The sequence below is a fragment of the Bacillus sp. FG16 genome (assembly GCF_057809515.1).
In genome coordinates, this window is the sequence record NZ_JBMDKC010000005.1 from 1 (window position 1) to 22,865 (window position 22,865).

Annotated in this window: 26 protein-coding genes, 1 pseudogene and 1 riboswitch; of the genes and pseudogenes, 21 read left to right on the forward strand and 6 right to left on the reverse strand. The window is 33.2% G+C overall.

What is annotated here, in order from left to right; translation table 11 throughout:
* Window positions 1-88 precede the first annotated feature (88 nt).
* Entirely contained in the window at window positions 89-934 is an 846-nt protein-coding gene (locus tag ACODS7_RS03240; protein WP_016081288.1) for a CPBP family glutamic-type intramembrane protease, read from the reverse strand.
* 333 nt (window positions 935-1,267) lie between these two features.
* Here ACODS7_RS03240 and ACODS7_RS03245 point away from each other — a divergent pair, with 333 nt between their 5' ends.
* Window positions 1,268-3,343, forward strand: a complete 2,076-nt coding sequence (locus ACODS7_RS03245; protein WP_016081289.1) for a HelD family protein — start codon at window positions 1,268-1,270, stop codon at window positions 3,341-3,343.
* A gap of 116 nt (window positions 3,344-3,459) precedes the next feature.
* Here the strand turns inward: ACODS7_RS03245 and ACODS7_RS03250 are convergent, their stop codons facing one another.
* Window positions 3,460-4,188, reverse strand: coding sequence for a hypothetical protein (locus tag ACODS7_RS03250; protein ID WP_043935636.1), 729 nt, complete (start codon window positions 4,186-4,188; stop codon window positions 3,460-3,462).
* 81 nt (window positions 4,189-4,269) lie between these two features.
* Between ACODS7_RS03250 and ACODS7_RS03255 the strand changes: the two genes are divergently transcribed.
* The 16 genes and pseudogenes from ACODS7_RS03255 (at window position 4,270) to ACODS7_RS03330 (ending at window position 16,632) form a co-directional block, all read left to right on the forward strand.
* Window positions 4,270-4,605, forward strand: coding sequence for a DUF952 domain-containing protein (locus ACODS7_RS03255; RefSeq protein ID WP_000629081.1), 336 nt, complete (start codon window positions 4,270-4,272; stop codon window positions 4,603-4,605).
* Window positions 4,602-4,663: riboswitch (Fluoride riboswitch) on the forward strand. Its footprint overlaps the gene before it by 4 nt.
* Window positions 4,664-5,588: 925 nt before the next feature.
* Complete coding sequence (locus ACODS7_RS03260) at window positions 5,589-5,936, forward strand: PadR family transcriptional regulator (RefSeq protein WP_000380295.1); 348 nt, start codon at window positions 5,589-5,591, stop codon at window positions 5,934-5,936.
* Window positions 5,923-6,923 (forward strand): annotated as a pseudogene (locus tag ACODS7_RS03265) (HAAS signaling domain-containing protein). The gene ACODS7_RS03260 and the pseudogene ACODS7_RS03265 overlap by 14 nt, the downstream one beginning before the upstream one ends.
* A gap of 80 nt (window positions 6,924-7,003) precedes the next feature.
* A complete protein-coding gene (locus ACODS7_RS03270; protein WP_029442545.1) occupies window positions 7,004-7,516 on the forward strand; it encodes a GNAT family N-acetyltransferase in 513 nt (170 codons plus the stop codon).
* 163 nt (window positions 7,517-7,679) lie between these two features.
* On the forward strand, window positions 7,680-8,435 hold the full coding sequence (locus ACODS7_RS03275) for a serine hydrolase (RefSeq protein ID WP_488826307.1): 756 nt from the start codon (window positions 7,680-7,682) through the stop codon (window positions 8,433-8,435).
* Window positions 8,432-8,803, forward strand: coding sequence for a hypothetical protein (locus ACODS7_RS03280; RefSeq protein WP_016081293.1), 372 nt, complete (start codon window positions 8,432-8,434; stop codon window positions 8,801-8,803). The genes ACODS7_RS03275 and ACODS7_RS03280 overlap by 4 nt, the downstream gene beginning before the upstream one ends.
* Window positions 8,804-8,831: 28 nt before the next feature.
* Entirely contained in the window at window positions 8,832-9,248 is a 417-nt protein-coding gene (locus ACODS7_RS03285; RefSeq protein ID WP_029442543.1) for a GNAT family N-acetyltransferase, read from the forward strand.
* A 35-nt stretch (window positions 9,249-9,283) separates the two neighbouring features.
* On the forward strand, window positions 9,284-9,688 hold the full coding sequence (locus ACODS7_RS03290; RefSeq protein ID WP_098629023.1) for a GNAT family N-acetyltransferase: 405 nt from the start codon (window positions 9,284-9,286) through the stop codon (window positions 9,686-9,688).
* Window positions 9,689-9,704: 16 nt separating this feature from the next.
* A complete protein-coding gene (locus ACODS7_RS03295; RefSeq protein ID WP_043935627.1) occupies window positions 9,705-10,058 on the forward strand; it encodes an MmcQ/YjbR family DNA-binding protein in 354 nt (117 codons plus the stop codon).
* 21 nt (window positions 10,059-10,079) lie between these two features.
* Entirely contained in the window at window positions 10,080-10,787 is a 708-nt protein-coding gene (locus ACODS7_RS03300) for a class I SAM-dependent methyltransferase (protein ID WP_016081297.1), read from the forward strand.
* 65 nt (window positions 10,788-10,852) lie between these two features.
* Complete coding sequence (locus ACODS7_RS03305; protein WP_029442542.1) at window positions 10,853-11,239, forward strand: ribosomal maturation YjgA family protein; 387 nt, start codon at window positions 10,853-10,855, stop codon at window positions 11,237-11,239.
* Window positions 11,240-11,263: 24 nt separating this feature from the next.
* Window positions 11,264-12,193, forward strand: coding sequence for a phosphotransferase enzyme family protein (locus ACODS7_RS03310; RefSeq protein ID WP_029442541.1), 930 nt, complete (start codon window positions 11,264-11,266; stop codon window positions 12,191-12,193).
* Window positions 12,190-12,693: a DNA topology modulation protein gene (locus ACODS7_RS03315; protein WP_029442540.1), complete on the forward strand. Its 504-nt coding sequence runs from the start codon at window positions 12,190-12,192 to the stop codon at window positions 12,691-12,693. Before ACODS7_RS03310 ends, ACODS7_RS03315 begins: the two co-directional genes overlap by 4 nt.
* 161 nt (window positions 12,694-12,854) lie before the next feature.
* Window positions 12,855-13,535 (forward strand): formylglycine-generating enzyme family protein, encoded by a 681-nt coding sequence (locus ACODS7_RS03320; protein WP_043935625.1) that lies wholly within the window; start codon window positions 12,855-12,857, stop codon window positions 13,533-13,535.
* Between the two features lie 91 nt (window positions 13,536-13,626).
* Complete coding sequence (locus ACODS7_RS03325) at window positions 13,627-14,820, forward strand: macrolide family glycosyltransferase (protein WP_243168218.1); 1,194 nt, start codon at window positions 13,627-13,629, stop codon at window positions 14,818-14,820.
* A gap of 444 nt (window positions 14,821-15,264) precedes the next feature.
* A complete protein-coding gene (locus tag ACODS7_RS03330) occupies window positions 15,265-16,632 on the forward strand; it encodes a lytic polysaccharide monooxygenase (protein ID WP_001065160.1) in 1,368 nt (455 codons plus the stop codon).
* 126 nt (window positions 16,633-16,758) lie between these two features.
* On the opposite strand, the gene ACODS7_RS03335 is transcribed toward ACODS7_RS03330, so the two are convergent.
* From ACODS7_RS03335 to ACODS7_RS03345, 3 genes are all read right to left on the reverse strand, one after another.
* Window positions 16,759-17,193, reverse strand: coding sequence for a GNAT family N-acetyltransferase (locus ACODS7_RS03335; protein ID WP_243168217.1), 435 nt, complete (start codon window positions 17,191-17,193; stop codon window positions 16,759-16,761).
* A 108-nt stretch (window positions 17,194-17,301) separates the two neighbouring features.
* Window positions 17,302-17,964 (reverse strand): ribose 5-phosphate isomerase A, encoded by a 663-nt coding sequence (gene rpiA, locus ACODS7_RS03340; protein WP_243168216.1) that lies wholly within the window; start codon window positions 17,962-17,964, stop codon window positions 17,302-17,304.
* A 4-nt stretch (window positions 17,965-17,968) separates the two neighbouring features.
* Window positions 17,969-18,289: a 2Fe-2S iron-sulfur cluster-binding protein gene (locus tag ACODS7_RS03345; protein ID WP_001125388.1), complete on the reverse strand. Its 321-nt coding sequence runs from the start codon at window positions 18,287-18,289 to the stop codon at window positions 17,969-17,971.
* A gap of 143 nt (window positions 18,290-18,432) precedes the next feature.
* On the opposite strand from ACODS7_RS03345, the gene ACODS7_RS03350 reads away from it, so the two are divergent.
* Window positions 18,433-19,119 carry an RNA polymerase subunit sigma-70 gene (locus ACODS7_RS03350; RefSeq protein ID WP_000337521.1) on the forward strand — a complete coding sequence of 229 codons (687 nt, stop codon included), beginning with the start codon at window positions 18,433-18,435 and terminating at the stop codon, window positions 19,117-19,119.
* Between the two features lie 21 nt (window positions 19,120-19,140).
* Window positions 19,141-19,722, forward strand: a complete 582-nt coding sequence (gene clpP / locus ACODS7_RS03355) for an ATP-dependent Clp endopeptidase proteolytic subunit ClpP (RefSeq protein WP_000991610.1) — start codon at window positions 19,141-19,143, stop codon at window positions 19,720-19,722.
* A gap of 43 nt (window positions 19,723-19,765) precedes the next feature.
* On the opposite strand, the gene ACODS7_RS03360 is transcribed toward clpP, so the two are convergent.
* The gene (locus tag ACODS7_RS03360; protein ID WP_243168215.1) at window positions 19,766-20,623 is read right to left on the reverse strand and encodes a glycine betaine ABC transporter substrate-binding protein; all 858 of its coding nucleotides are present in this window, start codon (window positions 20,621-20,623) and stop codon (window positions 19,766-19,768) included.
* Between the two features lie 171 nt (window positions 20,624-20,794).
* Between ACODS7_RS03360 and ACODS7_RS03365 the strand changes: the two genes are divergently transcribed.
* Both ACODS7_RS03365 and ACODS7_RS03370 read left to right on the forward strand, forming a co-directional pair.
* On the forward strand, window positions 20,795-22,000 hold the full coding sequence (locus tag ACODS7_RS03365; protein ID WP_050843913.1) for a quaternary amine ABC transporter ATP-binding protein: 1,206 nt from the start codon (window positions 20,795-20,797) through the stop codon (window positions 21,998-22,000).
* A complete protein-coding gene (locus tag ACODS7_RS03370) occupies window positions 21,993-22,829 on the forward strand; it encodes an ABC transporter permease (RefSeq protein ID WP_029442536.1) in 837 nt (278 codons plus the stop codon). Before ACODS7_RS03365 ends, ACODS7_RS03370 begins: the two co-directional genes overlap by 8 nt.
* Window positions 22,830-22,865: the final 36 nt, after the last annotated feature.

Genomic DNA, 22,865 nt, shown 5'->3' on the forward strand with positions numbered 1-22,865 from the left:
AATTTAGCCATAGAAAAACTGCACCTCCAATTGTTAGACTGTGTCTAACAATTGGGGTGCAGTTCATAAATCCTTACTCTTTTTACTTTTATTGTGTGAATAAATGTCGTTCTCTTTTTATTCTTATAGTTCTTAGTACGATTCCAATTCCGAGAAATAAAACAGTAGCAGCGACCCCGCTAATAGGGTTTAACCAAAAATCACTACTGTTTGTAAGAGTAATAATCCCTGTTATTGTAACTAAAACAGTAGGAACAGCATCCTCGATCGCATGCATGATAACGCATGGCCAGACTGATTTTGTAAGTCTATATATTTCAACATACATAATTGACCAACAAACCATAAGGATACAGCCAGATAAAAGCGTATTTAATCTTGAGATAGATTCAAAATATTCATTTGGCAAAAAGACTATATAATATGCAGCATGCCAAAGTGCCCAAATTAAACCAGAAATAATATAAATGTACCAATCGTTTAGATTTAGTTCAATCAACTTTGGAGTTAAATAACCACGCCAAGAAAACTCTTCAAAAATATTTTTAATAAAGTTACCAATAGTAGACATGACTATGAGTGACAATAACGTGGATATATCAAAACTAGAAATATGAGCTACTCCAAAAATGAGCGATATGCTTATCGTTATTACTGTAACGAATGGATAAATAAGTAGTGCAGTGAAATACCATATAAAGTTTCCTTTTAAATTGGGCTTGATGCCAAAATCATTCCAATCTCGGCTAATGACTCTAAGGAAAATGCTTACGAGGAAAGGGAATATTAGCCATAATCCCATACCTAAAGTGTTTCCTTCAGGTTGATCTGTTAGAAGAAAATCTAGAAATACCCCAATCCATCCACTGGCCAAAACAATGAATACAAAAATAAGTAAATATAACTTTAGCGGTTTCTTTTTCGCGACTTTCATTTGAATAGACTCCTTTACTTTAATTTATCCTACTATTTGTGGGCAGTAAAACCACACTTATAAAATTTTCACTTTATGTATCTTTGACTTTTACATTGTTTGTCAATATATAAATTAAATAGGTGACAAATAAAAAGTGGTATCTTTTGTATGCATCACTATACTATATGTGTAGTGATGTGATTTAGATGTTGTATATATCTTTAAAATTAGAAAGATAAAAAGTAAGTTTTTTCGGAAAATTTAAATTGAAACTATTGACTTTATGATTGAATTTTTAATACAATGATAATTCGACTGAAAAATTAGAACGGACAGGAGGGAATCGTCGAAATGAGCAACATATTTGAAGATGAGTTACAAAAAATGAAGGATACTTTACATACGATGGATGAGCAATTGGATAAGCTTGAAAAAATCCCAGTTTATTATGGGGAAGATTTTAAGGAGCAAATTCTTGAAAGTATGAGAGAGTCTAATAGACAAAATTTACGTATTGGTGTGCAAGAGCCGTACTTTGGAAGGTTAGATTTTCAGGAAGATGGTAAAGAAGCAGTTATGCCGATTTATATTGGAAAAGTAGGGGTTTCGGATATGGACACGATGAAACCAATCATTATTGATTGGAGAGCACCTGTCGCAAGTATGTTTTATTCATTTACCGGTGGAGAAGAATTAGCATTTTATCAATCACCAGATGGGTTAGTAGAAGGTGATGTGTATTTAAAACGAAACATTTCTATTCGAAAAAGAGAACTTGAACGTGTTGTTGATACATATGTAAAAGGAAATGAAGATGTATCGCATGCCGATGATTTTCTTCTATATCGATTAGGTGAGAATAAAGATAATAAGCTAAAGGATATTGTTTCAACGATTCAATCGGAACAAAATGATATTATTCGTGCGGAAAGAAACTTGCCATTATTAATTCAAGGGGTTGCAGGGAGCGGAAAGACAACAATCGCTTTACATCGCCTTGCTTTTTTAATTTATGAATATCGTGAGCAGCTAGAAGCTGAGAGAATGATTGTATTCGCTCCAAACAGTTTATTTTTAGACTACATTTCCAGCGTACTTCCTGAATTAGGGGTAGGAAATATTAGTCAAACAACGTTTCCAGATTGGGCATTACGTACATTAGAGGGTTCCGTGAAACTAAAGCAGACAGAAGAAAAATTGAAAGAAGCCTTTTCAATTAATCGCGATGAAAGAAAGATTATGATCGGTAAATTAAAAGGTACGCTAGAATTTAAGGCGTTTATAGAAGAAAGAATGACTCAATTTGAAAACGATTTAGTGCCAACAAAAGATTTTGAGGCATGGGATAAAGCTGTTATTCCAGTGGAAGACGTTAAAAAATGGATGCAAGTGGAATATAAACATTATCCATTAAAGAAGAGAAGAGAACGTTTAGTCGGCCGTATGAAACGTTGGATTGAAATTGAACTTAAAAAGTATGGAGAAACAAACGAGAAAAAGTTACTAAAAAAAGAAGCAACAAAGAGATTGAACACCTATATGAATTTTTGGCCAAAAATGAGCCCACTTTCACTATACAGTTCAATGTTGAAAAGCAAAGAAATACTCGAAGTATTACCTGAAGAACTTGTTCAAGAAACAGAAAAGAGTTGTCGTAAAAAAGAAGTGTATGTAGAAGATTTACCAGCTTTAATATACATACATCATCGTATAACAGGGATTGAAATCGGGCAGAAGTTTCATCACGTTGTTATTGATGAAGCGCAAGATTTTTCGCCTTTCCAAGTTTATGTATTAAAAGAAATTACACTAGGTAATTCTTTCACTATATTAGGTGATTTATCGCAAGCGATTTATGATTACCAAGGAATTGAAGATTGGAGTGCTTTTAAGGAAGTATTCCAAGAAACAGGATATTATGAACTGACAAGAAGTTATCGTTCTACAAAAGAAATTATTGAATTTGCTAATGAAATAATTAAAAATGCAGAAATTCCAGTAGGACTCGCAACACCAGTCTTCCGCAGTGGAGAAGATGTGAAAGTGATTTATGCAGAAGATCAATTTATTGAAATTGTGAAGACGATAAAACATTTGCAAAATGCAGATGTGAAAACAATTGCGGTAATAGGAAGAACAGAAGATGAATGCCGTCATATGTATGAGAAATTAACTGATGCAGGTTTAACAGTAAACGTCATTGAAGCAAACCAAAGTAAATATGAAGGCGGTATTTCTGTAGTACCTGTCTATTTAGCGAAAGGTTTAGAATTTGATGCAGTGCTTTTAATTGATGTAGATGAGGAACATTACAAAAATACAAAACATGATGCAAAGTTACTATATGTCGGATGTACGAGATCACTTCATGATTTATGGATTTTCCATAGCGGAAAAGCGTCACCTTTAATTAAAGGATTAAAATAAAGTGAAACTATAATCAGTGGGGAGTTTTACTGCAAGTTAATGTGGGATAAATATAAAAAGAGGATTTTCTAGTACAGTATGAAGATCCTCTTTTTTATATTGAAATGGTAGACGAATTAATGACTTGAGCTGTTGTTTAAATGATATACGATGCTTTTTTCTAATTCCTTAGTTTGTTCTTTTTCCCATATACGAACAGCATCTACTGGAGTTTGTGTATGTTTTAACCAATCTAGAATTGAGTGTAGTTGTTCTTGTAATTGCCCAATATTTCGTTCCTTACTGTTCTTATTCTGAATTCTATTAGTTAATTGAAGCATGTAGGGTAGTTTTTCTATACATTCGCTTAAATCTCCGCAATAACCTGACGGGAATTCATGTGTACCAAATTCTAAAGTATTGATGTAATTAGAAACTAGGTATATCATGGCTTTTTGTTCGGTATCACCACCTAATTCAATCGCTTTTCGAAGGAATTTTTCTAAATCGTCTTCTTTATTGCTAGAATTCATATAAATTCCTATCCATCTAAAAGGTCTTGAATCAATCGGGTTGTTTTCTGTCCATCTATATAGAATGTCAATTAGAAAACTATTTAGTGAGAAAGTTAACACCTCATCTTTTTCGTTTAATGCATCTAAAATAGTAAACAGCGAAATGGCAAACTCTTCTTGATCTTTTGATTTCCATTTCTTTGCATTTGAAATAAATACCTCTAAATGTTTATAAGCTAATTTTCGAAGTCCCGCTTCGCGATGCTGACAGTAACAAATAAAATCATGCCAATGCTCATTTGTATTCATATGTATAATAATAGTTTGTAATGTAGTGAGAGGTTTATCCATTATAAGTCCCCAATCTATTAAGAACGTGTTGAAAATTTAGTGTTATTATATCATTACATAAATTAAAAAGGGAGAGTTACTATGATTACAAAAGTAATTACGAAAAGTAATTGGGAAATCGCAAAAATAATTGGAAAAATTAATGAAGATTCCCTTATAGAAGAGGGATTTATTCATTGTTCATTAGTAGATCAAGCTTTAAGAGTTGCAGAAAAATATTTCAAGCATGAAGAAGATGTTTTATTACTTACAATTGATCCAGCCCTATTAAAAGCAGAAGTAAAATATGAACTTGCTTCAAACGGTCAAGAATATCCGCATGTTTACGGAGTAATTAATGTTGAGGCGATTGTAGAGGTTGTTCCATTTTCTAAAGAAAACGGGGAATTTATATTACTTAAATCAGTTCGACTTTAGTAATAGGCGATGGAGTTCGCTATAATTGCTATATATAGCTAATGAATCCTATTGATAAACGAGATTTTTTGTTTATCAGTAGGATTTTTAATTTTATTCGAACAGACTTAAAAAGAGCAGTTAGAGTGGGAAGAATTTAAGATGGATTTTATTGGTCACGGGATCCAATCGATTGGTAATGAAGCAGTTCTAACAGGACTCATTATAGACTTTGAAGATGAAACGTAAAAAAATTATTATGTTTATCTGAATATTGAGGGAATTCAAAAGTTTTATTTATCTAATTTTTAGAAAACATAGACTATAACATTGATAAATGGTATAATTTCCTTGTTATTGGAATTAAAATGAAAATATTAGAAGAAAAAGGATTGGGTTGGTTTTAATGGGGGATTCTGATCACAAAGAAACAAAGGCGATATTAAAGTTATGGTTTATTTATATACCACTTGCATTTGGAGAGTTTGTCTTTTCGAATATCATAGGTTATTTAAAAAAATAAAGATTTTGCATTTGAAAAACAATTAACCTAATTTAATTGTTTTTTTATTTTACTTTAATAAACCAAATAAAAATAGAGATTTTGAACAAGATGAAGTTTATGAAGGAAATAACGTTGATTAGGTGCTGAAAACAGTGTGAAATCAACAGTGCCTAAAGAATAAAACAGGAATCATTCAACCATGGTAATTTTCCGTTTTATTAGCTTCCTATAGTGATATGTTATGGTCACATCATATGTGTACGATACTTGTAACTTAATATAGCATTACTGGAATTTCAAAATTAGTAGTTAAGGTTGCTACCTTTTAGAGTGTTATAGATATATATAACTTAGCTAAAAAAGCACAAATCATATAATTTGCGCTTTTCATTATCTGTTTTTGGTAAAAAAAGCACAGTTTTTGTCACACTAATACTGTACGATACATAGTATAAAACACATACTGTATGACATATAGTAATGGAAATGAGGTGAGTGAATGGATACTTTATTAAACTCGTTAATTACTGAGTTAAGAAGAGGGACATTAACGTTAGCTGTTTTAAGCCAATTAAGAACGCCACAGTACGGATATTCACTTGTCCAGTTATTGGAGCAATCAGGGATTACAATTGATCAAAGTACTTTATATCCACTACTTCGCAGATTAGAAAAGCAGGAGCTAGTAACGAGTAGTTGGGATAAAACGGAGAGTAGACCTCGTAAATATTATGTTTTAAGTGAATATGGATTAGAAATATTTTTGCAGTTAAAAAAGGAATGGATAAAGGATTCGAAAGAACTTTATAACTTATTAAAGGAGGAGGAAGAGAATGAATTTAATTGATCTCTATATCCAGGAAGTTGCGAAGAGATTACCTGAAAAAATCGTGAAGATATTACACTTGAACTAAGGTCAACTATAGAGGATATGTTACCTGAAGATTATAATGAAGAAGATGTAAAGAGCGTTCTCGAAAAATTGGGGAGTCCGGTTTCATTGGCTAATGGTTATTTGGATAGACCGATGCATTTAATTGGACCACGTTATTTTGATGTATATACGACATTGTTAAAAATGATTATACCAATCGCAGCAATCATTGCACTCATATCAATGGTTGCAGAAAATTTTATAGGCTATAGTGGTGATCAAGCGGTATTAAATGTTATTTTACAATTGATAGGTAAAGGTATTGGGGAAATTTTTGAAGTGGGTCTTCATGTATTTTTCTGGTTGACACTTGTGTTTGTTATTTTAGAAAGAACAGATAAAGACAAAGGTATTCAGCCGTTGACGACAAGTTTTAAAAAATGGACACCAGATGATTTGAAAAATATCTCGTATATCCCAAAGAAAAAAATAATCTCGAAGTTTGAAGTTTTTGGAGGTTTAATGTGGACAGCAGTTTGGGCTACACTTTACTTTTATGCGAATCATCTTGTTGGCGTATATCATGGTACGGCAAATGGACTGAAGTTTGTCTCGCCAACTTTTAATCAAGATGTTTTACTGCAGTACTGGCCAATCGTTGTAATTATGATCGTTTTTGAAATAGGTATATCCCTTTATAAATTAGTGCAAGGACAATGGACGCAAAGATTGGCGATTGGAAATGCTATTCTTCAAGTAGCTGGGACGATAGTATTCATTGTAATTGTAGTAAATCCACATTTATTTAACGCAGGATTTATTACGTATTTGGCAAATGCATTTACTATTTCCCCAGAGGAGTTTAAAACGTGGCTCATTGGGGGAGGAATTTTCTTCTATATGTTATCTGCTGTAATAAATATATTTGATGGTTTCCGAAAAGCTAGTATTCGTATGTAGATAAAAATCGGAAATTTCGATAAAATAAAACTATTAAAAAGATAGTGAAATAAGATGAACATGATGAAAGGAAGAAAATAATGATAAGGGAAGCAACGAAAAGAGATTTAGCATACATTTTAGATATTTATAACGAAGCGATACTTTATACAACAGCTGTATATGCGTATAAACCTGTAACCCTTGAAAATAGAATAGATTGGTATGAACAAAAAAAGGCTGAAGGGTATCCTATTTTCATATATGAATTAGATAATAAAGTAGTAGGATTTGCGACATTCAGCCCATTTAGAGCGTGGCCTGCTTATAAATATTCAGTTGAACATTCTGTGTATGTAGATAAGGCATATAGAAAAAATGGCATTGGGTCTTCATTAATGAAAGAATTAATCAAAATTGCGAAGGAAAGAGAGTATATGACCTTAATTGCTGGAATTGATGCAGAGAATGAGAAAAGTATTGCCTTGCATCAAAACTATGGATTTGTTCATGCAGGGACAATAAAAAAAGCTGGTTATAAGTTTAATAAATGGCTAGATTTAGCTTTTTATCAGCTGGAGCTTAACGGTCCTGAAAATCCTATAGAAGGATAAATATTTTTCGGTAGCAAGAAAAAATTCATGCTACCTTTTTCTTATTTTAATAGCTGATGAAAAGGTTTTTTATATTCAATATTGAATTATTAGAAGTTAATATAACGATATGAAAAGAGGGATGGAAATGGAAACTGTCATAAATAAAATAAAATAAAATAAAATAAAAGAGGTACAATCTAATTATGTGGGAATGGCAATTTATTCTACAAAAAACAATCGTATAGTTGCTTCATATAATAGTGAATTAAATATTCCGTTAGCATCAGCAGCAAAATTAGTTATTGGATTTGTAGTAGCACAAATGGTGAGGGAAAATAAACATAATTGGAATGATATACTTCATCACATTAAATTTAATCCGCATGAAGATAGTGCGCAGTTATATCCGCATTTACAAGGAAGAACTTCTTTAACACTTAGTCAAGCGGTCGAGGTAATGATAGCTTGTCATGATAGTTACGTTGCACAGTCAGTTGTAATGCACTGTGGTGGATGGGATGCTGTGAAAATGTATGTACAAACGTACTTTTCAAAAATTCATATACAAGAGAATGCTAGAGATGAGAAAAATATTGGAGACTTAAATGAAGTTCTTGCCCTTTTCATACAAACCTTTCAAGGTTATAAATTAGAACCAGAATTATGGGAACCAATTATTAGTGGCATGGTAAGACAACAAGGAGAGTATGAAGAAATCCCATATTATCATTTAGCTCATATGACAGGTGGATTGCTCACAGCTACAATAAATATTGGTATAATAGGAATGTTTAACGAATTTCCGCTTCTTTATGTAATTGGGGGAAAAGATTTACCGAATCGACGTGAAAATAAAGAGGTAGATGAAGCTTTTGCAGTAGTTTTAAAGTACATATACAAAGAATATAGTGAAAGCATGCTAGGAGTAAGCGATTGAAAAGAAACTTAAAGACTTCAACAATCATTATTTTAATTTTAACGATTATTGCTCTTGAAGTTGGAATCGCACTATATAATCACAATTTGTCATTAGATACAATTTACTTTGCAGCGATCCTTATTTGTATTGTATTGCTTTTTGGCACACGTGTTTCTGAAGAGAAAGAAAGTAAATCGAAACGAGGGCGAAGAAAAACAGCTCTTATATTTTGGCCATCTATTTTATTGTCTATCGCTTGTTTTGCAGTTATAAGTTACATAAGGATAGGCTATGTCTCTGTACCAGGGATAATTGGCTTTTCATGCTTTGTTACATATGGTGGATTCGTATGTATTAGTATTTTAAAGAGAAAAAATAAAATGTAGATTACTAAGCTGAAAGGAAGCAATGTATATGAAACATATAGAGAACGGTACACGTACTGAAGGAGAATATATTAAAAATAAAGTTATTCAATATAATATGTCCATCTTAACAGATGAGGCAAGACAGACGATGGAAGAAGTAAGCCTCGTAGTAAAAAATGAAGAAGGAAAAATTTTTGGTGGCGTAACAGGTACGATGTATTTTTATCACCTTCATATCGACTTTTTATGGGTTGATGAATCAGTTCGTCATGACGGTTATGGCAGTCAACTTTTACATGAAATTGAAGGGATTGCGAAGGAAAAAGGGTGTAGATTAATACTACTAGATTCATTTAGTTTTCAAGCACCAGAATTTTATAAAAAGCATGGTTACAGGGAGTATGGAATTGTTGAAGATCACCCGAAAGGTCATAGTCAGCACTTTTTTGAAAAGAGATTATAATAATATTATGTATACTGTTTGATGGGAGAAAGAATATGTACACGTATAAATTGCAACAAGAACAACCAATCTGTGCAGAAAAAATAAAAAAACTTTATGATTCTGTCGGTTGGTGGCCAGAAAGAAAAGAAGTCGATATTGAAAAAATGTTAAAGAATAGCATAGCCATTGGAGTATGGGAAGAAAATGAATTAGTTGGATTTGCTAGAGTCGTTTCTGATGGTGTTTTTCGAGCATACATTGAAGATGTTGTCGTACATGAGAGTGTAAGAAGTAAAGGTATTGGAGAGAAGATGCTTAAAATATTACTTCGAGAAATATCACATATTGATATTGTTAGTCTATTTTGCGGAGAGAAGCTAATAAACTTTTACGGTGAGCAGCAATTTCAAGCGACGAAGCAAATTGTGATGCACCGCAATCAAATAGGGAAAGAATAAAGAGGTGCCAATTAAAATGAATGCAATAAGAGCGTACTGTTTATCGAAAAAAAAAGCGACAGAAGATTCTCCAGATGGTTGGAGTGCAACATGTATGAGGCTTAATAATAAAATATTTGCGATAGTAAATCATGAAGAAGGTGAAAAAGCTGCGATTACATTGAAGTGTGATCCAGAAGTCGCATTAAGAATAAGAGAAGATTATCCAGAAACAATTATTCCAGGGTATCATATGAATAAAAAACATTGGAATACCGTTTATATTCATAAGGGTATAGAACAGGAGCAAATAAATAAAATGATTGATTGGTCGTATGATTTAGTACTACAATCATTTTCAAAGAAAAAGCAGCAGGAGTTAATGGATTAATATGTATTAGGAGTGTGTGTAATGAAAGATTCGATTAAAGATACGTATGATAAATTGGCGAGTACATATAAAGAAAATCTAGATTTCGCAAATCCATATAACAGTTATTATGAAAGACCGGCGATGATGGAGCTTATTCCAAAGGAACTAGAAGGAAAAAAGATACTAGATGCTGGATGTGCAGCTGGATGGTATACTTCTCAATTCATAGGAAGAGGAGCAAATGTTACAGCAATTGATGTAAGTCCTGAAATGGTAAAAGCCGCGAAAGAAAGTATAAGGGACAAAGCAACGCTCCTTTGTCATGATCTGCAAGAAACATTGCCATTTGAAGATAATACGTATGATGTGATTGTAAGTTCGTTAACTCTTCATTACTTAGAAAATTGGAATCAAGTATTTCAAGAATTTCGTCGCGTATTGAAGCCGGGTGGAGAACTTATATATTCTATCCATCATCCTTTTATGGATTTCACAAAGTTTCCATGTGAAAGTTATTTTGAAAAACAGTTATTAATAGATACTTGGGTTAAACCGAACATTACAATTGAAGTCGAATTTTTCAGAAGGTCACTACAAGACATAATAAATGAAACTACAAATTATTTTGTATTAGAAGAGATAGTGGAACCGAAGGCAGTTGAAAAGATGAAAGAAGTAGACGAAAAATCATATTATTATCTAAATACGAATCCACATTTTCTTATCATAAAAGCAACTAATAAATAGCTAGTAAAATAACTTTATTTTACTAGCTATTTACAGTTATACATTATATATTAGGAGACTTTAAAATGAATACGAAACGAAATAGAGTATTATATGCACTATTTACTATAGTTGTTATTATTTTAGGTCTTAGCTCAAGAAAATTTTCTTTTGCACTACCACATCTATTAAATGATTACTTAGGCGATGCTTTATGGGCATTAATGATTTTCAATGGCTTTGGATTTTTGTTTCCTAAAACAGAGACGAAGAAGTTGGCTTTTATTAGTTTAATGTTTTGCTACGGGATTGAAGTGAGCCAATTGTATCATGCGGAATGGATAGACAGCATTCGTGCAACGACTTTGGGCGGACTCGTGTTGGGATACGGTTTTTTGTGGAGTGATTTAGTGGCTTATACAATTGGTGTTGGAGTGGGGATACTGTGTGAGGTTATTTTTCGGAAGAAATAAGAATTGTAAAAGGGGTATTTATAAATGGAACAAACACTGGAAATTGCAAAGTTTTGGTTTCAAAATAAACATGTCACAGTTACTGTAATTCAACCAAAAACAGCGAAGGTTATATGCAAGAATAAAGAGTATATTTTAAAGAGAACGGGATCGATAAAGCAACTTCTAGTTGAATTCGATGTTTTGGAGCAACTGTATGAAAAGGGAATTAAAGTACAGAGAGTAGTAAAGACAGAAAATGATGAACGATATGTATTATATAAAGAAAAATATTATTGCTTATATGAGTATATTGCCGGAAGTGTTTTAGAAATAAAAGATACGAATAAGCTGGAAGGGCTAGCAAGTACAATTGGAGAAGAAATAGCTAATCTGCACAAAGCATTACATTCGGTGAATAGTGACCATGAGTTAATAAAAAGAGATTTACATAAGATGGTATTTGAATGGGCTATACCGATTTTAGAAAAGAATGAGCATGTTCATCGAGAGGTAATTCAAAAGTTGGAGCGAATGCACACAGTTTTCAAGGAAACGGTCCATCCATTACCGAGACAAATTATTCATCGTGATATGCACCTATCGAATGTAATCTTTAAAGATGATAAACTGGAAGGGTTTATAGATTTCGAAATTTTAGAAAATAATGTAAAAACATTTGATTTATGTTATTGCTGTACAAGTATATTAAGCGAGCTATTTAGTGATGAAAGATTAAGAGGGAAATGGTTACATATCGTTAGCAAAGTCTTTGAAGGTTATTATAAACAAAATGATTTAACCAAAGAAGAACTAAAAGCCATTTGGTATGTTATGCTTTCAATTCAAATTATCTTTATTGCTTATTTTGTCCAGTTACCAGATTTATTAAAGTTAAATGAAGAAATGTTCTTCTGGATTTTTGCTAATAAGGAAGATATTGAAGAAGTTATAGAAGGTATCGTAAAGGTATGAAAAAAATAATATTAATTGGTTCTGGTGGTTCAGGAAAATCTACATTAGCAAGGAAGTTAGGGAATAAATTAAATATTAAGGTGCATCATCTTGATGCATTATTTTGGAAACCGAATTGGGAAGGTGTTCCGAGAGAAGAACAAATAACAGTTCAAAATAACTTAATTAAAGATGAGAAATGGATTATTGATGGGAATTACGGCGGGACGATGGGTATAAGACTGAATGCAGCTGATACAATTATCTTCCTTGATATTCATAGAACAATTTGTGTTTATAGGGCTTTTAAAAGAATTGCAAAATATCGAAATAAAACTAGACCGGATATGGGCGCGGGATGTGAAGAAAGATTTGATTTACAATTTTTTAAATGGATATGGGAATATCCTAATGCTAAACGACCTACAATTTTAAAAGAGTTAGAGCAATTGTCCGAAGAGAAAAAGGTTATTGTTTTAAAATCTCCAAATGAGGTTTGGAAATTTTTAGAGCACATATAATAATAGAATGTGACACAACAATTCTTTGTGGATCTTACCGATTAGTTTAATTAAACTAATCGTTTTTTATTATGAAAAATTTAACGCTTTTTGAAAAATGCATTTTGTAATGAGTATATGACTTTAAGTTCATATAAAATGAACGTTTGGAGGAATAGAAAATGACTAACGATTTAATTCAACTAATCGATTCATTAATGGTCAATATTCCAGCTGGAGAGGTAGTATTAAGAGATGATCGAATAAAAAAAGAATGGCTAGTACAAATTCAACCATTTCTTCTTGCAAAGTATGCTGTAACAATGGAACTATATGATGCTATTACAAATAGTACATTAAATAATTTTGATAAAAATCATAAACCAGTTGTCAATATTTCATGGAACGATGCCATTGCGTTTTGTAATGTACTTTCAAAAAAAGCGGGATTAAAAGAATATTATTCTATTAGTGATGGTGGTCAAATTGTGAAATGTAATTTAGATTCAAATGGCTACCGATTACCATCTGAGGCAGAGTGGCAATATGCATGTAAAGCAAGTACAACCGGATATACATACGGGAAACTTTATGATATAGCGTGGTATAATGAAAATTCAAATGGAGAGATTCATGACGTTGGCCAAAAAGAACCGAATGCATGGGGACTTTATGATATGCTAGGGAACGTTTGGGAATGGTGTTATGATTTGTATGATGAAACAGTGTACGGATCATACCGTATTTTTCGTGGTGGTAGTTGGGCTGAAACAGCGAGAGGGTGCGGCGCTACTTGTCGTCGTCGAAGCCATCCTACATTTCATATAGATGATCTCGGTTTTAGACTCGCTAGGTCAATTTAGCAGGAATATGATACGAACAACTAAGAAAAGAGTATGGAGAGAATCCGTACCTTTCCAACATAGAAATGATTTAACGTAAGGAGTGTTTATAATGGCGCGTGTTTTATTTATTAACGCTGGATCAGAAGGACATATAAATCCAACTTTGCCAGTTGTAGAAGAGTTGATTTCTCGCGGTGAAGAGGTCGTTTATTTTTCAATAGAAGCTTTTAGGGAACGAATTGAGAAGACAGGTGCTACTGTACGAACGATTGACGATCAAAAATTTATAAAAGCGTTTCTATCTGGAGGCAGAAATTATTTACAGGAAAGAATAAACGGTCTTCTACATACAGCAGATGTTGTTATACCTAATGTTCTAGAACAAATTGAAGGTGAACATTTTGATTACATACTTCATGATTCTATGTTTGGCTGTGGGCACTTAATTGCTCAAATTCTTAAATTGCCATCCATAAATTCATGTACATCTTTTGCGCAGGATGAAAAATCTTTTGAGCAAATGTTAGGTCATCTGTCAAAAAATATCCCAGTAGAAATTCATGATAAAATACAGAATGATTTTCAAAACTTAACGAAGGGAATTGCTGAAAAATATGGTGTTGAAATAAAATCATCGTATGAAGTTTTCTGTAATCCTGCACCCCTTACTATTGTGTATACAATTAAGGAGTTCCAGCCTTTTGGTGATACGTTTGATGAAACATATAAATTTGTAGGACCATCTATCTCTACACAAATGAAAAACAGAGACGTTGATTTTACTTCGATTGAAGAAAAAAGTCCGATTTATATTTCATTAGGTACTGTTTTTAATGAAGCGATTGACTTTTATAAACTGTGTATGAAGGCCTTTGAGAATAGTGAGCATACAATTGTTATGTCTATTGGTAATAAAACAAAAATAAGTGATCTAGGCGAAATCCCTAAAAACTTCATTGTGAAAAACTATGTACCCCAAACTGAGCTGCTTACATATACGAAACTATTTATTACACACGGCGGGATGAACAGTGCGCATGAAGGACTGTATAACGGGGTTCCGCTCGTTGTAATACCGCAAAGTGCAGATCAGCCAGTAGTCGCAAAGCAAGTGGAGAGTCTTGAGACGGGAGTTCAGTTACAGATGAAGGAATTAACTGAAGAGCAACTACGTGAAAATGTGGAACTAATTTTAAATAATCCTTCATATAAAGAAGCTGCTTTGAATTTGAAGGAATTTTTCCAAAAATCAGGTGGATATAAGGAAGCTGTTGATGAAATTTTTATATTTGTAGGTCAGTGAAAAAAATGAAATTATACATTAGAAAAGCATCTAAATAGGATGCTTTTTATTTAACTTTATAATTCTTATTTTTAATATCTAGTATGGTTAAAACTAAGGCACTGAAAGATATAAGTATAAGAATAAAAGTTAACCAGTTAAATATATTGTTAATTATGAAGTAAAGATGATAGATAAATATATTCAAATTGTATTTTAAAATGTTAGGACTTAGTTTTACGTGTTAGTAATAATTTCACTATTTCTGCACAACTTCTGCACATGTTTTGGCGATTTCTATGTCATGATATATTCATAAAGTGAAATATTTCACAAGAAAAAAATATATTTTCACTGCGGTGTATGCATAATTAACACATACATCGGTACAAGTTTGTCTCTTGTTATTCTTTTACATCAAAGCCCACATTCCACTACAAAGTATAACAAGAAGGAGACATGAACATGAATAATCGATTTTTAAAACAACTACAAAATATGAAAATGAACAAAAAAAGTTTAGGAGCTGTAGCATTAACAGCTGGAATTATTAGTACGACACTTATTCCTCAAAATGCTTATGCGCACGGTTTTGTTGAAAAGCCCGGTAGCCGATCCGCTTTATGTAGTTCAACTTATGGTGCGCTAAATGTAAACTGTGGAAGTGTTATGTATGAACCACAAAGTTTAGAAGCTCCAAAAGGGTTCCCACAAGGTGGTCCAGTAGATGGACAAATTGCTTCAGCAGGCGGAAAATTTGGTGGTATTTTAGATCAACAAACAGCAAATCGTTGGTTTAAAAATACAATCACTGGTGGGGAAAATACATTTACTTGGAAGTATACTGCGCCTCACTTAACGAGTAAGTGGCATTACTATATTACTAAAAAAGGGTGGAATCCAAATAAAGCGCTAACAAGAGCAGATTTCGAACCAATTGGAACTGTACAACATGATGGTTCTGCAGCTTCAAATAATTTAACTCATAAAATCAATGTACCTACTGATCGTAGTGGATATCATGTGATTTTAGCAGTATGGGATGTAGCTGATACAGCAAATGCATTCTATAATGTAATTGATGTTAATCTTATTAATGATGTGAAACCAGACATAGAAGCGCCAAGTATTCCAAATGGACTTCAGACGCAAAAAGTAACAGCAAATAGTGTAGAACTAACATGGAACGCTTCTACGGATAATGTAGGGGTAAAAGGATATCAAATCTTCCGTAACGGAGAGATGATTGATACAGTAATAGGCACTCATTTTATTGATAAGAAATTACAACCAAGCACAGAATACTCTTATACTGTAAAAGCAATTGACGCAGCTGGCAATGTATCGAAGGAAAGTACAGCGCTTACAGTAAAAACAACAGTTGAGATTCCTGATACAGAAGCACCAACACAACCAAAAGGATTACATAGTATGGGAACGACAGCGTCAAGTGTGGATTTAATGTGGAGTCCATCTGACGATAATATTGGTGTAGACCATTACGATATTTATAGAGAAACAGAAGGATCAATGAAAAAGATTGCAACATCCAATACAACTTCTTATATGGATAAAAATCTGCTCGCTAATACTACTTATAAATATGTAGTAAAAGCTGTTGATGTAGCTGGAAATGAATCCGTACAGAGTGATATATTCACAATTACTACAAAAACTGAAAGCGCTTCATATGAAGCGTGGGATGCAAAAAAAGCATATAAAAAGGGAGATAGAGTTCTACACGAAGGAAAAGTATATGAAGCAGTCCAGAGTTATCAAGGAAATGGTGATCCGAACTGGATTTATGCATTATCATTATGGAAAACAGTGTAAGCTTTACCTAGATATGAACTAAGAGATGATGGGCTTTGATGAAAAAGGGAATCTTGAGAATTCACTTTTCTATTAATAAAAAAGGGTAGTGTATGAATACATAAGATTCATACACTACCCTTTTTATTATGATAACATTTTCGTCATAAGTATATGCGGAATGCCATCTTCCATAAATATATCAGAAGAAGTTTCATAACCTAATTTTTTATAAAATCCTTCAGCATGTGTTTGCCCGTGTAGTTTCACTTTTGTAGCTTGTTCGTTACGAGCAATTTCTTCTAACGTTTGAATGATGACTTTACCTAATCCGTATGTACGATAATCTTTTAAAATGCAAATACGTTCTAATTTTCCGAAGCCATCAACAAATCGTATACGCCCTGTACCTACAGGAAGCTCATTATAATAAACTAAAATATGTTTACATTGCTCTCCGATTTCATCGAATGTATCGAATTCATCTGCAAGAGGGACACCTTGTTCTTTTACAAATACTTCTTTTCGAATATGAAAGGCAGTTTCTAAATCAGTAAGTTCTGTTATAAGTTTGGATTGCAAAATGTTCAGTCCTTTCTAGTATGATGTGTTTTCATAGTATATCATAATAAAGCGCTATCAAGAGAAAAAGAACACACTAAAAAGCCAACTTTAAAAAGTTAGCTTTTATTACAATTCCTTTATCCCATTTTTAGCGCCGATAATTACTTTACTCGTCATACTTATAAACAACCCTGTTTCAACTACACCAGTAATCATTTTTAATTGAGTGTGTAAATGGGCAGGATTAGAAATATGATTAGGGAATATACAATCGATAATCATGTTATTGTTATCGGTTATATAGGTTTCATTATTTTTCAAACGTAATGTTGTTTGACATCCTAAAGACTGAATTTTATTTTCGGTTTGTTTCCATGAAAAAGGGATGATTTCAATAGGTAATGGAAAAGTACCTAAATGTGTTACAAGTTTCGATTCATCAGCAATGATAATTAGTTCTTTAGAGGAAGAGGCAACGATTTTTTCACGAAGTAATGCACCGCCACCGCCTTTTATAAGTTGTAAATTTGAATCAATTTCATCCGCTCCATCAATTGTAAGATCAAGACTTTGTACGTCGTTTAACGAAATTAGGGGGATATTTAGTTGATGTGCTAATGCTTCAGTTTCTTTTGATGTCGGTACAGCTTGAAATGATAATCCTTCTTTTAAACGCTCACCTAATTTTTGTATTGTCCAATATACAGTAGAACCAGTACCAAGCCCAATCTTCATGCCATCGTTTACAAAGTTAGCAGCATATTCGCCAGCGAGCTGTTTTAAATTCATCGCTTTACTCCGCGGGACGTGGCCCAGCATCAAGACCTGAATTTTCAACTGTAAGTACCGGACGAACGACTATATCTTTATGTACACGCATTTGACAAGATAATCGTAAATGATCTTCAATCCCTTTTTCCGTCATTGCATGTTTCTCATTCGCACTCGCTTCACAGAAATCACCTGCTAGTATTTCTACTCTACAAGTTGTGCAACGTGCATTCCCGCCGCAACGATGAAGAATGTTGACACCGCTATCTTCAATTGCTAATACTAACTTCGTTCCTTCTTTTACATCAAATGTTCCCGCACCTTCAATTGTTAATTTTGGCAAATTTGTTCCTCCTCACGTAAAATTGTACATAACATATTTATGACCGCGAATTATTGAACATAAACATTATTTTTTTTATATCCCCGTAACTTTTTTTAATGTTGAATCGTTTATTAAGTAAGCGCTGAAAAGGAGTGGTTATTTTGTGCACAAAAGTAACTCATGTTTTAAAGAACCGTATCGATATGAATCATTCAAATATAAACTTTTTAATTGAACAATATGGAGAGTTAAAAAGATACTGTACTTTTTTAACGAAAAACAAATGGGATGGGGAAGATCTCGCCCAAGAAACAGTGTGTAAAGTGCTTCAAAAATATAGAAATAAAGATATTTGTATGACACTCGTCTATAAAATAGCAAGAAATCGTTGGTTAGATCAGATGAAGTCTAAGTCTGTTCATGAAAAAATCAGAGAACAAATCACTTTTGAAGAACCACATGAGAACATTGCAGATTTGCATGAAATGGTAGGGAAAGTATTGTCTTCATTAAATGTACAGCAATCCGCAATTTTATTATTAAAAGATGTTTTTCAATATAGTATCGCTGATATTGCTAAAGTGTGTTCTGTATCAGAAGGTGCAGTGAAAGCTTCTTTATTTCGGAGTAGAAATAGGCTGAAAACTGTAAGTGAAGAAGGGGTCGAGATAGTCGAATTCACAGATGATATGGAAGTTGTAGTAACGTCTATTCGAGAAGAGAGACCGGAATTATTAACGAAACTGCTTCCGTCAATAGATTTTACTAAGTTACCATCTAAACAGCCAGTCTTACTATTTAATGTGAAACAACCTTCTTCCTACAGTTGTATGCTTTGCGCAGCATAACAAGTATTGGAGGGATTTAAAATGAATGCAATTCCATATGTAGTAGAACAAACAAAATTAGGAGAACGTTCCTATGATATATATTCAAGGTTATTAAAAGACCGCATTATTATTATTGGTTCAGAAATTAATGATCAAGTAGCGAGTAGTGTCGTAGCTCAATTATTATTTTTAGAAGCAGAAGATGCAGAGAAAGATATATTCTTATACATCAATAGCCCCGGCGGTTCAACGACAGCAGGTTTTGCAATATTAGATACGATGAATTTAATTAAACCAGATGTGCAAACGCTGTGCATGGGCTTTGCGGCATCATTTGGTGCATTGCTATTATTATCTGGAGCAAAAGGAAAACGATTTGCGCTCCCTAACAGTGAAATTATGATTCATCAGCCGCTTGGTGGTGCACAAGGGCAAGCGACAGAAATTGAAATAACAGCAAAAAGAATATTAAAGTTAAAGCATGATATTAATAAAATGATTGCAGAAAAAACAGGCCAACCGATTGAAAGAGTAGCACATGATACAGAAAGAGATTATTTTATGACTGCAGAAGAAGCGAAGGCATATGGGATTGTAGATGATGTTGTTACGAAAAAATAAGATGAAAAAGGCTAGAGGATATGTTAATTCTCTAGCCTTTCTATTAATCCTTTACCCATTCATCAACTAATGCTTGATTTTTTTTAATCCATTTTCGCGCAGCTTCTTCAGGATCTTTTGTTTTATTTAACATGACCATTAACGTACCGAGCTGTTCATCGTTCATTTTCCATTTATCAAAGTATTTTATAACATCTGGGTGATCTTTTTCGAAACCTTTACGAACGGAGTAATAAATGTCATCTTTTTCACCATATACTTTCTTAGGGTCTTTTAAATATTTTAAGTCAAATTCTGAAAAACCCCAATGCGGATTCCAAAGCGTAACAGCGATTGGTTTCTTTTTCGTATATGCTTTTTTTAGTTCACTCATCATCGCAGCTTCTGAGGATTGGACAAGTTTTAGTTTTATATCATATTCTTTCATTGCTTTATTCGTTAAATTCATAAGACTACTACCGGGTTCGATACCGACAATTTTATTATCTAGTTCATCTTTATAAGCATTTAAATCTTCGATACTGTTTATGTTTTTCATATAAGAAGGTACGACTAGACCAAGTCCAGTACCTTCGTACCATTTTGACTTTAAGACAATATCATCTTTATAACGATCGTTTAGCGGCTTATCCGTAACAGGTAGCCATACTTCTAAATTCGCATCAACATCACCACGAGCAACACCAGTCCAAATTGCAGCTTTTTCTAAATACATAAGCTCAACTTTGTAGCCTTTTTCTTCTAATAAAACTTTCCACATGTTTGCAGTTGCAATATTTTCTTTCCAACTTGTTACACCAAGTTTAATTTTTCCTTTCGAATTTGCATTTGTTGCATTACATGAAGTGAAAATCATAGTAATAAATAATGCAAGGCATATAAACCAAATTTTCTTTCGCATCGAAAACCTCCTAAGTAACGTTTGCCTTATAAAATAAATGTATAAGTAAGCATTCTTATTATGAACGGAAACGAGAATTTTAAAGAAATCTTATGAATGTCATTTTTATGTAATATTTCTTTGTAAAATCGCAACACTATGTGAATAGATGGGTAGAAAAGGAGTAGTGACATGGATAATACAAAGGTGCGTGTTGAAAACGTAACAAAAGTATTCGGGAAACATCCGCAAAAAGCCCTTTCCTTATTGAAAGAAGGAAAAAATAAATCGGAAATTTTAAAGGAGACAGGAATGAACGTTGGTGTGAAAAAAGCAACGTTTGAAGTATACTCTGGAGAAATTTTCGTTATTATGGGTTTGTCTGGTAGCGGGAAATCTACGCTAGTTCGTATGTTAAATCAATTGATTAAACCAACCGCAGGTCATATATACATAGATGGTGAAGACATCGCAACGATGGGAAAAGAAGAGTTACGGAGAGTAAGAAGAACGAAAATGAGTATGGTATTTCAGAAGTTCGCTCTATTTCCGCATCGTACGGTTATACAAAATGTTGCATATGGTTTAGAAATACAAGGAGTTCCGGTTGAAGAGCGAGAGAAAAAAGCGTTAGAATCGCTACAGTTAGTAGGACTCGATCATCATAAAGATAACTATCCAAGTCAACTTAGTGGTGGTATGCAGCAGCGCGTTGGAATCGCAAGGGCACTAACGAATAATCCAGATGTATTACTAATGGACGAGTCATTCAGTGCATTAGATCCACTTATTCGAAAAGAAATGCAAGATGAATTGTTAGAGTTACAAGATAAAATGGAAAAAACAATTATATTTATTACGCATGATTTAGATGAAGCGCTTCGAATTGGAGATCGTATCGCATTAATGAAAGATGGAGAAATTGTCCAAATTGGAACGCCAGAAGAAATTATGATGAGCCCCGCTAATGAATTTGTAGAAAAGTTTGTTGCGGACGTGAATTTAGGAAAAGTAATTACGGCGGAGTCTATTTTAAAACGACCAGAAACTTTATTAATTGATCGTGGGCCTCGTGTAGCCCTTCAAATTATGAGGAATGCTGGTGTTTCAACTGTATATGTTGTAAACAAAAAGTATGAGTTTTTAGGTATATTAACTGCGGATGATGCGAGTAAGGCAGTACAAAAACAGTGGCCGATTGCTGATTTATTACTTAATGATATTCCACATGTGTATTTAGATACTTTACTGGAAGAGACGTATGCAAAAATGGCGGAGATGAAATATCCGTTACCAGTAATCGATGAGAAGAAAAGGCTAAGAGGAATTATTAAACGTGAAAGTGTCATTCAAGCTCTTGCAGGAAACATTGAGGAAGAGGTGAAAGACGATGAATAGTATACCGCGTATTCCATTAGGGGAATGGGTCGACTCATTTGTTGCAAGTTTATATGAGCACTTTGAAGGATTATTCCGAGGATTCTCTTATATTATCGGAGGATTTGTTGATTTACTCACTAATTTTTTAACAATAATACCTGCCATATTGATGATTATTATCTTATGTTTCCTCGTTTGGTACACAACGAGGAAACTATCTTTAGTCATTTTTACGCTTATTGGATTATTATTTATTTTGAATATTAACTACTGGGCACAAACGATGCAAACATTGGCACTCGTACTTACGTCAGTTATTATTTCAATTATTGTCGGAATTCCAATTGGTATATTAGCATCTCAAAATGAACGTTTCTCAAAATTTTTAAAACCAACATTAGATTTTATGCAAACAATGCCTGCATTCGTATACCTTATTCCAGCGATCACATTTTTCGGAGTAGGTGTAGTACCTGGAATTATTGCATCAGTAATCTTTGCAATGCCACCGACAATTCGTTTTACTGACTTAGGAATTAGACAAGTTCCAGAAGATTTAATTGAAGCAGCGAATGCATTTGGATCCACTGCATCACAAAAACTATTTAAAGTACAATTACCACTTGCAACCGGAACGATTATGGCTGGTGTGAACCAAAGTATTATGCTTTCGTTATCGATGGTTGTAACAGCGTCACTTGTAGGAGCTCCTGGACTTGGAGTTGATGTATATCGCTCGGTAACACAAGTTAATATCGGAATGGGATTTGAAGCTGGATTAGCTATCGTAGTAATCGCAATTATATTAGACCGAATTACACAAGGGTTCCATACGAAAAGAAAATAATGACCAAAAAACACACTTTTATACTACAAAGTGTGT